The following is a 13164-nucleotide window of genomic DNA, read 5'->3' on the forward strand; positions in this document are numbered from 1 at the left end:
CATACAATATGTACAAGTTTCATAAGAGGACACAACATTTATGCTATAGAAACAAAGAGTAAACATATTTTGTATACAAAATAAAAAAGACCTTGTATTACAAGGCCTTTTGCAAACTCACTTTATTTTGTAGCAAGTACATATTATAATACAAACCTTGCTCACTTAGTAATTCTTGATGTGTTCCTCTTTCTACTATCTCTCCATCATGCATCACAAAAATTTGATCTGCATCTTGAATTGTAGATAACCTATGCGCAATGGCTATCGTCGTTCTACCTTTTCGCATTTGTTGCAACGCTGTTTGAATAGCCTCTTCTGTTTCTGTATCGATATTAGCTGTTGCTTCATCTAATACTAATACTTTCGGATTCGTTGCTATCGTTCTAGCAAAAGCAATTAATTGTCGTTGACCGCTTGAAAATGCTGCACCTCTTTCTACTACTTCTGTTTCATACTGTTTTGGTAACTTTTCAATAAACGTATTCGCTTGCACAAATCGAGCAGCTTCTTTTACTTCTTCATCCGTAATTTCTTCATTATACATACGAATATTTTGCTTTACATTTCCAGCAAATAAAAATGCATCTTGCAATACGAGTCCTATTTTCTTTCTAATTTCTCGTTCTTCAAATTTTTCTAAATCTACACCGTCTATTACAATATTTCCTGACTTAATATTATAAAATCGCATTAACAAATTCATAATCGTACTTTTTCCGCTACCAGTATGCCCAACAAAAGCAACCGTTTGCCCTTGTTTCACGTGAAATGATACATTTTTTAAAACGTCACGCTTTCCATCATATGAAAAAGTAACATTTTTAAATTCAATATCCCCATCCACAACTTGAGGATTCTCATTGCCTTTTTGAACCGGTGCTAAATCTTTCTCGTCCATTAAATGAAATACACGTGATGACGAAACAAGTGCCTGTTGGAAAAAGGACAATTTCATCATCATCTCATTTACAGGTTGGAAAAAACGATGTATATAGTTAACAAAAGCATATAAAACTCCTACTTCAACAGGGCTCTTTAAAGCATCAATCCCAAATAAACCTAGTACTAACGCAATAGCTACAATATGCACTAAATCCGTAGCCGGTCGTAAAAGTAATGCGTCTAACTTCAAAGTACGTCGCCCTGCACTATAATGTTTATTATTCACTTCTTCAAACTCTTTTCTCATACGTTTTTCTTGTCTGAACACTTGAACAATATTCATTCCTTGTATGGACTCGTTCAATTTTGCATTTAACACGCTTAATTGATTACGTACTTCTAAATAAAAAGCTGCACTTTTCCGGCGATATAATACCATAATCGCAAACATGATCGGAATTAATACGAGAGAAAATAGCGCTAATTTTACATCTAATAAAAACATCGCTATTAAAATACCTACTAAAAAGACTACATTTTTCACAAATGTTGATAATACACTAACATAAAAATCTTTAATCGCTTCCGTATCATTCGTTATACGAGATACGAGCGTACCAATTGGCGTACGATCAAAGAAACTTAATGACAGCTTTTGAACATGTTCATATACTTCGACTCGCATATCTTGAACAATCTTAAAAGCAATGTTCTGAAAGTACAATAGATTTAAATACGTAAATAATACTTTTAATAAATGAGCAACTATGTAAATTACAAATAAAGTAACGAGCGCTGATCGTTCAAAATCCCGCGGTACTAGGTGTTCATCGAGGAATTGTTTAATTAAAAAAGGCCCCATCATTTCCGTTACTGTCGCACCAACTAAAAAGATAAATGCTAAAGATAGCAACCCTTTATATGGCTTCATATAAGAAAGCAATCTACTTAAATCACTTCGCTTCTTCTCTACCATCATACGCCTCCTTTCTCGACTAAAGCTTCTAATTGCTGGCTTTCATACATTTCCTTATACCAGCCGTTTTCCTTCATTAATTCCTCATGTGTACCTCTTTGTACAATTCTACCTTCATCAACAACAAGAATAAGATTGGCATGCTGAATTGCACTTAATCGGTGTGCAGTAATAATCGTCGTTTTCCCTGCTCTTTCCCTCTTTAAGGCACTTAAAATCGTCTCTTCTGTTTTTGCATCTACTGCTGATAAACAATCATCCAAAATTAATATTTCAGCATTTGTTAATAAAGCACGAGCAATAGAGATTCGCTGTTTTTGACCACCAGATAACGAAACACCTCTTTCCCCTACTACTGTTTCATATCCTTCTGAAAATTGGAGGATGTCATTATGAATACAAGCAATCTCTGCAGCTTGGGTAATTTCATTATATGTAGCATCCGCCTTTCCAAAGGCAATATTCTCACCAATACTTGCTGAAAATAAAAAATGATCTTGCGGCACGTATGAAATGGCAGAACGGACACCATGAAGTGTTATATCTCGAATATCTCGCTCCCCAATTTTTAATTCACCATTAAAATGATCATACTCACGGATTAAACATTTTAATAAAGTCGTTTTCCCTGCGCCTGTACGTCCTACAACTCCTAGCGTTTCACCCTTCTTCAAATCAAAGTGAATATCGTTTAAATGTAACAATTCATTTTTCTTATACGAAAATGAATCAACGGCAAACGAAACATTACCGCTCGCTATTGTATGTACAGCATTTTCGCTATTTACTACATCTGATTTTTGTGAAAGAATTTTTTCTACACGGTCATATGAAGCACGCCCACGCTCCATAATATTGAATAACCATCCAAACGCTAACATTGGCCAAACAAGGGTACCTAAATATGTCGTAAATGTAACGAGATCACCTACTGTTAATTCACCTCTTACAACTAATACCGATCCATAACATACTGCGATTAAAAAAGAAAATCCAACGATAAGAGAGATTGTCGGATCAAATAACGAATCAATACGTGCAACTAACACATTTTTATGTACAACATCTTCTGATTTTCTTCGAAACGCCTGCAAATCTTCTTTCTCTTGTCCAAGCGAGCGAATCACTTTCATTCCACTCATACTCTCTTGCACTTTATCATTGATTTCCGAAAACGATTGCTGTGCTTTATGAAACCTTTTATGTAATAAAGTTCCATAATAATTTGTCGAAATAGCTACAATCGGCATTGGAATTAAACTTAATAATGTTAACTTCCAACTAATTGTAAAACCCATCGCTACGAGTACACATCCTCCGACAGCTAATGAGTCAACAAGCGTCAAAACACCTGCTCCAGCAGTTTGCTGGATCGCTTGAATATCATTGGTCGCATGTGCCATTAAATCACCTGTTCGATTTGACTGATAGAAAGATGGACTCATCTTTGTAAAATGTTCATATAAATTTTTTCGTAATTGGCGAGCTAATTTTAATGAAGACCCGAAAATCATAATACGCCATATGTAACGTAATATGTACATCGTAATACCTACAATTACTAATAGTACAACCCATTTTAGTAACTTATCGGTCGTCAATGTTCCATCATTAATTTCATCTACAACGATTCCAATTACTTTTGGTGCTACAAGTTCTAAAAGTGCAACGCCAAACAATAAAATAATTCCAGTTATGTACGCTCGTTTTTCTTGTTTAAAAAACCACGCTAAATTCATAAACACTTTCATTTTTTTCCTCCTCCCTTAAAATGAGCGATGTTTTCAGTTTACCAAAAATACAGAATTTTTAAAAGTTTTAAAAACTATAACTAACAAAAAGAAAGACACTCTTAGCGAGTGTCTTTTAGCGCTTATTTCATTTGTTGCTTGTTCATTGCGCTCATCATTTGATTGATTTTCTTTTGGGAAGGTTTTTGTCCCATTTGCATCATCATCATTTTTAACATTTGTTCGTTAATTGGTGGATTTTTTTGTAAGTAATTCATCATATATTTGCGGGCAATGAAAAATCCTAACGCCACGCCTGCTACTAGTGCTACTACGCCCACTAGAATACCTAACCAAATTGGCATATATTTTCCTCCTTCATGTTGTCTACCTTACAGTGTACTAAAACCTTTTCAATAAGACAAGATACAATTCGACATTTTTTACACATATGTTCGTACTTGTTTTAGAGGATTCAGCCATCCGTACTTTGTATTTTCATAATCCATAGCTAAAAATGTTAATTCACACTTTCTTAACACCTCAAAGAATGTCGTTTCCATAGAGACATTTCCAGAGGTATTCATACGAATATAGTGCGGTTTCACCATTATTTCGCCGTACTCCGCTCCCGTATAAAGTGTATGTGTATGATGTGTTCTATCATATTTACCAAGAACGCGCAAAGCTTGTTCTAATTTATGATGAATTTTCATTACTTGCAATGGCATCGTTATATACATCATTTGCTTATATAACACTTTTTTCTCCGAAAGGGACCCAGATTCTGAAAATCGAGCAAATAAATCAAAAAACAAATATTCACGACCAAAATAAGCTTTCGCAATATCCTCTTGAATTAAATACAATTCATACGTTTTCATTTTTCCACTCCCAATCTGGACAACCTTTTCTCTTCATTATATATAAGAAAATTTGCAATGATTGTCTGACTGCGGAGAGATAAAAAACTTTTTCTGTCGAAAAAACTCATTTACATAGAAAAACCTCTCCATGCCGGAGAGATTTTTCTGAAATCATTAAAGCATTTCTTTTACTTTACGAACAACGTTCTCTACAGTAAATCCATACTCTTCCATAATCTTCTCACCAGGAGCAGAAGCACCGAATGTATCGATACCTAACACATCTCCTTCAAGACCTACGTAACGGTGCCATCCGAATGTAGCACCCATTTCGATTGCGAAACGTTTTGTTACTGCTTTTGGTAATACAGATTCTTTGTACTCTGCAGTTTGAGCTTCGAAGCGATCCATAGATGGCATGCTGACAACAGCTGCGTCAACGCCGTCTACTGCTAATGCTTTTTGAGCTTCAACAGCTAGGCTTACTTCAGATCCAGTTGCAAGTAAGATTACATCAGCCGTTTCTTTCTTGCTTGCAGAAACTACATATGCACCTTTTGCTACTTTTTCATACGTATCATCTTTTGCACCTTCTAATGTTGGAAGGTCTTGACGAGTTAATACTAAAGCAGTTGGTTTGTTTGTAGATTCTAAAGCTAGTCTCCAAGCTGCAACAGATTCGTTACCATCAGCAGGACGGATAACAGAAACGTTTGGCATTGCACGAAGCGCTGCTAATTGCTCGATTGGTTCATGCGTTGGACCATCTTCACCAACAGCGATACTGTCATGTGTGAATACATACGTTACTGGCAATTGCATTAATGCTGCAAGGCGAATTGCTGGGCGTAAGTAATCAGAGAATACGAAGAACGTACCACCGTAAGTTTTTAAACCGCCATGTAGTGCAATACCGTTCATTGCTGCACCCATTGCGAACTCACGTACACCGTACCAAATGTTTTTACCGCTGTAATCATCTCTTGTAAAGTCTTTTTCATTATTCATGTATGTTTTGTTAGAACCAGCAAGGTCAGCAGATCCACCGAAGAATGATGGCACAGACTCTGCAATTGCATTAATTACAGCACCAGAAGAATTACGAGTTGCTGCTTTTGATCCTAATTCATAAGTTGGTAGGTTTTGCTCCCAACCTTCCGGAAGTTGACCGTTCATTGCTGCTTGGAATTCGTTTGCTAATTCTGGGTATGCTTGTGCATATTCACCTAGCATCGTGTTCCACTCTGCTTGCGCAGTTTCACCAACATCTTGTACTGTTTTACGGAAGTTGTCATATACCTCTTCTGCTACGTGGAAGTCTTGCTCAGCAGTCCAAGCATATGCTTCTTTCGTTAATTTTGTTTCTTCTACACCAAGTGGAGAACCATGTGAAGCTGATTTTCCTGATTTGTTTGGAGAACCGAAACCAATTGTCGTTCTTACTTCAATTAGCGTTGGGCGTTTTTCGTCAGCTTTCGCTTCTTCAATTGCTTTCGCGATTGCTTCAATATCGTTTCCATCCTCAACACGGATTACTTGCCATCCGTATGCTTTGTAACGATCTTCTACACTTTCAGAGAATGAACGATTTAAATCGCCATCTAATGAAATATCGTTTGAATCATAAAGCACAACAAGACGACCTAATTGTAAATGAGCAGCTAATGAAGATGCTTCAGCAGAAACGCCCTCCATTAAATCTCCATCACCACAAATAGCGTATGTATAATGATCTACTACATTATACGCATCACGGTTATATTTAGCAGCTAAATGTCTTTCAGCCATTGCCATACCTACAGCAGTTGCAATACCTTGTCCAAGTGGACCAGTCGTTGCATCTACACCAGCTGTATGACCGTACTCAGGATGTCCTGGAGTTTTGCTTCCCCATTGACGGAAGTTCTTTAAGTCATCCATTGTTACATCATAACCAGATAGGTGAAGTAGGCTGTATAATAACATTGAACCATGACCTGCAGATAATACGAAACGATCACGGTTAAACCACGTTGGGTTATTTGGATTGTGTTTCATAAATTGAGTCCATAATGTATAAGCCATTGGTGCTGCACCCATTGGCATTCCTGGGTGACCAGAGTTTGCTTTTTCAATCGCATCGATGGATAATGTGCGAATCGTGTTGATAGAAAGTTGTTCGATTGAATGTGACATGCTATTCTTCCCTTCGCTTATATTAGTAAACGTTTTATACATTTATATGATAGCTTCCCACGCAAGATTATACAACATGTATCGACAAATATGTTGATATTTTTTTGATTTTTTATAAAAAAATCAATGTTTCCGGGAATGTATGGGCATTCAATATGACATACTTTTTCATTATTTTTATTTTAAAAAGAAAGTGAATTATCTGTATATTTATACAAATTTCTTCTATACTTACTTTTTTAAATACGTTTTTAAAAACATAAAAAAGCATCTAACTTCGATGCTTTTCAAATAAGTTAAACAATCCGTTTCCGAATCGAACTTGAAATCCAATCAATTATAATTACCATTAAAATGATACCTAATAAAATAATCCCAACACGAGACCAATTCCGTGAACTCAGCGCAAAAATTAAAGGTGTACCAATCCCTCCTGCTCCAATAACCCCTAAAATCGCAGCGGATCGTACATTAATTTCAAATCTGTATAACGTATACGATAGAAAATCCGGTAACACTTGTGGTAACACTGCATACCAAAGTATTTGAAAACGGTTTGCTCCTGTTGCTAGTAACGCTTCCGTCGGTCCTTTATCTATGTTTTCAATTCCTTCTGAATATAGTTTCCCTAACATTCCAATAGAATGTAATCCTAAGGCTAATACTCCTGCAAAAGAGCCTGGACCAACAGCTTTTATAAATAAAAGAGCCATAACTAATTCAGGAAACGTACGAACAAAACTAAGTACAAATTTCCCAGATCCTGAAGTTAATTTTCCACTCCTCATATTCGTTGCCGCCCAAAAGGCAAACGGAACAGATAAAAATGCAGAAATAAATGTACCTAATATCGCAATTGCCAACGTATCAATTAATCCATGTAATAAATCTTCACCATCTGGCAAAGATACATACGACCAGTCTGGATTCAATATCCCTGTCATAATTGCTTTCGTGATTTCACCTGCTGTGTCCTTTATCCCCTCTAATGGCACTCCTGAAAAGGCCCATGCATATACAACTGTAAGTGCTATTAAAATAATCCAGCGATATATACTCGGTTTCTTCGGTTTTTGCACAATCATCGTCGTTCTATTCATTATAGTTTCTCCCGCAACAATGTACTAATGTAGTCAATTAACAAAACAACAATAAGGGTATAAATAATTATAGAAGCAGTTTGTTTATATTGTAAAAATCCAAGTGTACGATCATAATATAATCCAATACCACCTGCTCCTACTAAACCTAAAACAGCTGCTGCACGTACGTTCACCTCAAATGTATAAAGAACATAGGAGACAAAATGTGCTTTCACTTGCGGAATTACCCCATAAACAATCCATTGCACCTTATTAGCTCCTACCGCTGTCATCGCCTCTAACGGACCTGGATCAATTGATTCAATTGACTCATACAACAATTTCGCCACAAGCCCAATTGAGAAAAACGTAAGAGCTAAAATGCCTGGAAGTGGTCCTATTCCAAAAATAGCTACGAAAATAGCCGCCAATAATAAATCTGGTATCGTTCGTATAAAATTTAAAATCATTCGAGCTAGACTGTATAAAAATGTGTTAGTAAACACATTACTTGCCGCAAACAGTGCAAGTGGAATAGCTAAAATCGCTCCTAAAGTCGTCCCAATAATCGCCATACGTATTGTATCTAACATTGCTGTTGTAATAACTTGAAAATAACTCCAATCTGGCGGCACCATTTCTTTTAACAAATCCATCATATTAGGAAAACCAACTACTAGCTTTGAAAATGATGCGTCGACCTGTATACTACTTCCCCACAACAGTAAAATGACTAGAATAAACGTTAACATATGTTTTAACTTACTCGGCGGCTTCGGTATCGATTTCGAATATATCGTTACGTCACTCATTTAACTGCCACCTCTAACAATTCATTTTTCTGTGCTACATCTCCATAAATTTCAGCAAATTTTTCATCTGTCGCCTCTTCTACTGAACCATCAAAAACAATTTCTCCTGCATGTAATCCAATAATACGTGTCGCATATTGCCTAGCTAAATCAATAGAATGCAAATTCACAATTGTTGTAATTCCAAAATCTTCATTGATTTTTTTCAAATCATTTAATACTTGCTTTGTCGTAAGTGGATCTAACGATGCAACAGGCTCATCTGCCAATATGATTTTTGCTTCTTGTGCCAATGCTCTAGCTATTGATACACGTTGCTGTTGTCCTCCTGATAATTCATCAGCACGTGCATATGCTTTTTCTAAAATATTCACTCTTTTTAACGCTTGAAATGCGAGCTCCACATCTTCTTTCGGAAACAAACCTAACGTTGTACGTAATGTGGAATGATATCCAATACGACCAGCTAATACATTTTTTAATACTGTTGATCGCTTTACAAGATTAAAACTTTGGAAGATCATACCGATATCCCGGCGCATACGCCTTAATTCTTTTCCTTTCGCAGCAGTAATAGACTCACCTTCAATAATGATTTCTCCTTCGGTAATCTCATGAAGACGATTTACGGATCTGAGAAGTGTAGATTTTCCAGCTCCAGACAGCCCTACCATTACAACAAACTCACCTTTTTGAATTTTCAAGTTTATATTATTCAATCCTTTTGTACCATTTGGATACACTTTGGAGACATTTCGAAACTCTATCACACATCTTACCTACCTTCTATGTATTCAAAACGGCAAACTAACTGAAAACATCCCCTTTCAGCTAGCTGCCATTTTCATATGTATTATTGCGTTTTTACTTTCTTCCCATATTCACGAACGATATCAAATTTACTATCATCAGATTTAACATATCCTTCATGTGAATATACTTCTTTAATGATTTTGTGACCTTCCTCATTCTTTCCAATTTCAATGAAAGCATCTTGTAATTTCTTGCTCCACTCTGCATCTAAATCAGATCGTACAGAAATTGTATCGTTCGGAATTTTCTCAGTAAATTTCACTATTTTCGTTTGATCAAATATATTCGGATAATCTTTTTTTACAATATTACGAGCATCTTGGAATACAACAGCTGCATCTACGTCACCATTTAAAAGAGCAATAAGCGACTGATCGTGACCTTTTAATGTAACAGGTTTCACATCTTTTAACGGATCAATTCCCTCTTTTAATAGAACAGCTGCAGGCCATACATACCCTGCTGATGATGTTACATCTTGATAACCAATCTTTTTACCTTTTAAATCTTTTACACTATTTATATTAGAGTCTTTTTTAACAACAAACTCAGATTTATAATAATCTACTAAATCTTTTGTAGGAGCTCCTGTTTCATCATCTACTCCAAAACGTTGTGCTTGTAAAATTACATTTGCAGCCTTCTTTTCATGTGCTAATACGTACGCTGTTGGCGGTAAAAATCCTACATCTACTTGTTTAGATGCCATCGCTTCTACAATTGTATTGTAGTTCGTTGAAATACTAACTTTTACTGGAATATTTAACTTATCACTTAATAGCTTCTCAAGCGGTTTTGCCTTCGCCTCTAACGTATCTGCATTTTGAGAAGGAACAAATTGAACATTTAAAGTCTTCGGTACATACCCTTTTTTCGTATCTTCATTTTTACTTGCACTTGACTCTTTCGTCCCGCAGCCACTTAATAATCCCGCTGCTAGTACAACTGTTGTGCTCATTGCAAAAACTTTTTTCAACATATTAATGCCTCCATTTTTCATTGTTATAAAATAACCTTTCATAAACATGAAGAAATATATCACATATTTTTACAAATAATTGATTATTTACAGAATCTTTACACATTCTATACACTCACATTAAAATTCTCTTCACATATTTGATATGATGAATTGGAAGATAACAATAGAAAAGGTGAGTCATATTGGAACAAAATCAAACTGTAACTTTAAACATCTTATTAACAAGCGATATACATGGCACTGTTTATCCTATTCACTACCAAGATAACTCCCCAGCAGAACTTGGTTTAGCTAAAATTTCTACTCTTATAAAAAAAGAACGTTCCCAAAATAGAAACGTTCTTTTAATTGATAATGGCGACTTTATTCAAGGAACACCATTTACTTATCATTATGTTACATACGAAAAAAACAAAAAAAACCCAATGTCCTTATTAGCGAATTACTTACAGTATGACGCTGCAATTATCGGCAATCATGAATTTAATTACGGGATGGATATATTAAATAATGCTGTGACTACTGCGAACTTCCCGTACCTATCAGCAAACATTTTAGATAAAAACAGTAAAAAACCTTATTTCGGAAAACCTTATATAATCAAACAGATTGAATCCAATATAAAAATTGCTATTTTAGGGGTAACAACACATTACATCCCAAATTGGGAACAGTCCCATCACATTAAAGATTTACTATTTGAAGATGCATTAAAGACTACAAAAGAATGGGTTTCTTATATTCGCGAACATGAGAAACCAGATTTACTAGTCGTAGCGTATCACGGGGGAGTTGAACGAGATTTACAAACCGGGGTACCGACTGAAGTGTTAACAGGAGAAAACCAAGGATATGCAATGTGCCATGAAATTGAAGGCATAGATATTTTATTAACAGGCCACCAACACCGGGAAATTGCTCACACAATGGCTAACGGTGTAACAATTTTACAGACCGGATGTAATGGAAACTCAGTTGGAAAAGTAAAAATAACATTCGAAAAAACAAAACATAAATGGGTGAAAAAAGAGAGGTCTTCTGAATTATTATCTGTACAAGGAGTTGAGGCTGACCAAGATGCACTTTCATTGGTAGCCGATTACGAAGAGAAAACACAAAAGTGGCTTGATCAACCTATTGGAATCATTCAGGGAGATATGCAAATTTCAGATGCTATGCAAACTCGTTTGCATGATCATCCTTTTATCGAATTCATAAATAAAATACAGATGGATATAGCTAATGTATCAATTTCTTGTACAAGTTTGTTCCATAATACATCTCCAGGTTTCCCGGAACATGTAACAATGCGTGACATCGTTTCTAATTATATTTATCCAAACACATTAAAAGTAATTAGAATAACTGGAGCAGATATAAAAAACGCTCTTGAACTCTCTGCTTCTTATTTCACATTAAAAACAGATGGATCCATCACCGTAAGTCCTACCTATATAGAACCAAAGCCACAACATTATAATTATGATATGTGGGAAGGGATTTCATACGTATTAAACATTTCAAAACCAATTGGTGAAAGAGTAGAATCTTTACAGCATAACAGTGCTCCTCTTAATATGAATGAAGAATATGACGTTGTAATGAATAATTATCGTGCAAGTGGCGGGGGAAATTTCTTTATGTTTCAAAATAAACCAGTAGTAAAAGATATACCCACAGATATGTCTGAACTTATCGCTAATTATATATTGGAACATAAAACGATAGAAGCAACAGTTAATAACAACTGGAAAGTTATTAAATAACGATTTTTACAAATAAAAAAGATGGGCTTCGCCCATCTTTTAATTTAATTTTGCATTATCTTGCTTTTTTAAAGCTTTTAATTTCGTCGGTGTAACATCTGTACCTTCTTCGTTAACAACTTTAATACCTTTAAGTTCGTTTAACATATTTTGACGAAATCCTTTTAAATATTGTTCACGTAGCGATTGACGCTCACGTTGCTCTTCTTCAGTTAAACCTTCAGCTTTTGCTTTTTTCGCTAAGAAGTTAATGCGTTCAACGAGTTCGTGATTAATCATCTCGAATCCCCCTTCTAATCAAAACTGATTATTATCATACAATAGTTACTCTTCTTTATCAAGCAATTGCTTCGTATACTCTACATATCTACGATGTACAGTCGCCTTTGAAACATCATGACCAAATCCACGTAATGTTGCTGCAATTTCTTCAAACGTGAGTTCACTTTTTCGTAAACGTACAATTTCCTCAATTGGCACTTCTTTTTTCTCTCTTCCTACACTTAAATGACGATTTTTTAAATTATTTTCTGGACGATAACCTTTTTCTACTGCACGTTGCATACCTCGTTTAATTTTCAAATTATGAATCTTTCTTTGATATTCTTCAACAATACCAATAATATCTAATACCATCGAATCAGAATCCGACAATTGTAATTCACCATTATGTGTATGCGTATATACTTTTATGCCTTCTTTATGTAAACAATGCATTAATGCGATCTTCGCATTTCCTCTACCAAGGCGCGTTTCATCTTGTATAAGTAACACATCGATTTGTTCGTCTCGAATTGTATCCAACACCTCTAATATACCGTCACGTTCAATTGTATATCCACTAGCCTGCTCTTCAATCACCTTAGTAACATTCATTTGATAGCGCTCAGCTAAATGCAATAATTCATCTTTTTGACGTAATAATGATGTTTCTTGCGCTTCTTTCGTTGTACTCACACGTGCATAAATAATTGCATTCATTTTGAACCCCTCTTTCTCCCTATTATTTCCCTATAGTGTAACATAAATCCGCCATTTGTTCGAACTTATGTTTGTAGAATGTTTTTTCACATGTTA

At 35.4% G+C, this 13164-nt stretch carries 12 protein-coding genes; 1 reads left to right on the top strand and 11 read right to left on the bottom strand.

Annotated elements, in window-relative coordinates:
- Positions 1–97: 97 nt before the first annotated feature.
- From EBQ15_RS22025 to EBQ15_RS22065, 9 genes are all read right to left on the bottom strand, one after another.
- Entirely contained in the window at positions 98–1861 is a 1764-nt protein-coding gene (locus EBQ15_RS22025) for an ABC transporter ATP-binding protein (protein WP_000229517.1), read from the bottom strand.
- The gene (locus EBQ15_RS22030; RefSeq protein ID WP_000862455.1) at positions 1861–3612 is read right to left on the bottom strand and encodes an ABC transporter ATP-binding protein; all 1752 of its coding nucleotides are present in this window, start codon (positions 3610–3612) and stop codon (positions 1861–1863) included. Before EBQ15_RS22030 ends, EBQ15_RS22025 begins: the two co-directional genes overlap by 1 nt.
- A 122-nt stretch (positions 3613–3734) precedes the next feature.
- Positions 3735–3956, bottom strand: a complete 222-nt coding sequence (locus EBQ15_RS22035; RefSeq protein WP_001123317.1) for a YneF family protein — start codon at positions 3954–3956, stop codon at positions 3735–3737.
- Between the two features lie 78 nt (positions 3957–4034).
- Positions 4035–4475: a sporulation inhibitor of replication protein SirA gene (gene sirA, locus EBQ15_RS22040; RefSeq protein WP_000860645.1), complete on the bottom strand. Its 441-nt coding sequence runs from the start codon at positions 4473–4475 to the stop codon at positions 4035–4037.
- A gap of 156 nt (positions 4476–4631) precedes the next feature.
- Complete coding sequence (gene tkt, locus EBQ15_RS22045; protein WP_000019766.1) at positions 4632–6632, bottom strand: transketolase; 2001 nt, start codon at positions 6630–6632, stop codon at positions 4632–4634.
- 296 nt (positions 6633–6928) lie between these two features.
- Entirely contained in the window at positions 6929–7732 is an 804-nt protein-coding gene (gene phnE / locus EBQ15_RS22050; RefSeq protein WP_001082392.1) for a phosphonate ABC transporter, permease protein PhnE, read from the bottom strand.
- A complete protein-coding gene (gene phnE / locus EBQ15_RS22055; protein WP_001286372.1) occupies positions 7732–8526 on the bottom strand; it encodes a phosphonate ABC transporter, permease protein PhnE in 795 nt (264 codons plus the stop codon). The genes phnE (EBQ15_RS22050) and phnE (EBQ15_RS22055) overlap by 1 nt, the downstream gene beginning before the upstream one ends.
- Positions 8523–9296, bottom strand: a complete 774-nt coding sequence (gene phnC / locus EBQ15_RS22060; protein WP_000569246.1) for a phosphonate ABC transporter ATP-binding protein — start codon at positions 9294–9296, stop codon at positions 8523–8525. The genes phnE (EBQ15_RS22055) and phnC overlap by 4 nt, the downstream gene beginning before the upstream one ends.
- An 83-nt stretch (positions 9297–9379) precedes the next feature.
- Positions 9380–10318 carry a phosphate/phosphite/phosphonate ABC transporter substrate-binding protein gene (locus EBQ15_RS22065; RefSeq protein ID WP_000915058.1) on the bottom strand — a complete coding sequence of 313 codons (939 nt, stop codon included), beginning with the start codon at positions 10316–10318 and terminating at the stop codon, positions 9380–9382.
- 185 nt (positions 10319–10503) lie between these two features.
- Between EBQ15_RS22065 and EBQ15_RS22070 the strand changes: the two genes are divergently transcribed.
- Positions 10504–12087, top strand: coding sequence for a bifunctional metallophosphatase/5'-nucleotidase (locus tag EBQ15_RS22070; RefSeq protein WP_000437442.1), 1584 nt, complete (start codon positions 10504–10506; stop codon positions 12085–12087).
- Positions 12088–12126: 39 nt separating this feature from the next.
- On the opposite strand, the gene EBQ15_RS22075 is transcribed toward EBQ15_RS22070, so the two are convergent.
- A complete protein-coding gene (locus EBQ15_RS22075) occupies positions 12127–12366 on the bottom strand; it encodes a DUF896 domain-containing protein (RefSeq protein ID WP_000607015.1) in 240 nt (79 codons plus the stop codon).
- A gap of 45 nt (positions 12367–12411) precedes the next feature.
- The gene (locus EBQ15_RS22080) at positions 12412–13068 is read right to left on the bottom strand and encodes a YneB family resolvase-like protein (RefSeq protein ID WP_000991470.1); all 657 of its coding nucleotides are present in this window, start codon (positions 13066–13068) and stop codon (positions 12412–12414) included.
- Positions 13069–13164: the final 96 nt, after the last annotated feature.

The sequence above is a fragment of the Bacillus sp. 2D03 genome, from assembly GCF_003946765.1.
Classification (GTDB): domain Bacteria; phylum Bacillota; class Bacilli; order Bacillales; family Bacillaceae_G; genus Bacillus_A; species Bacillus_A cereus.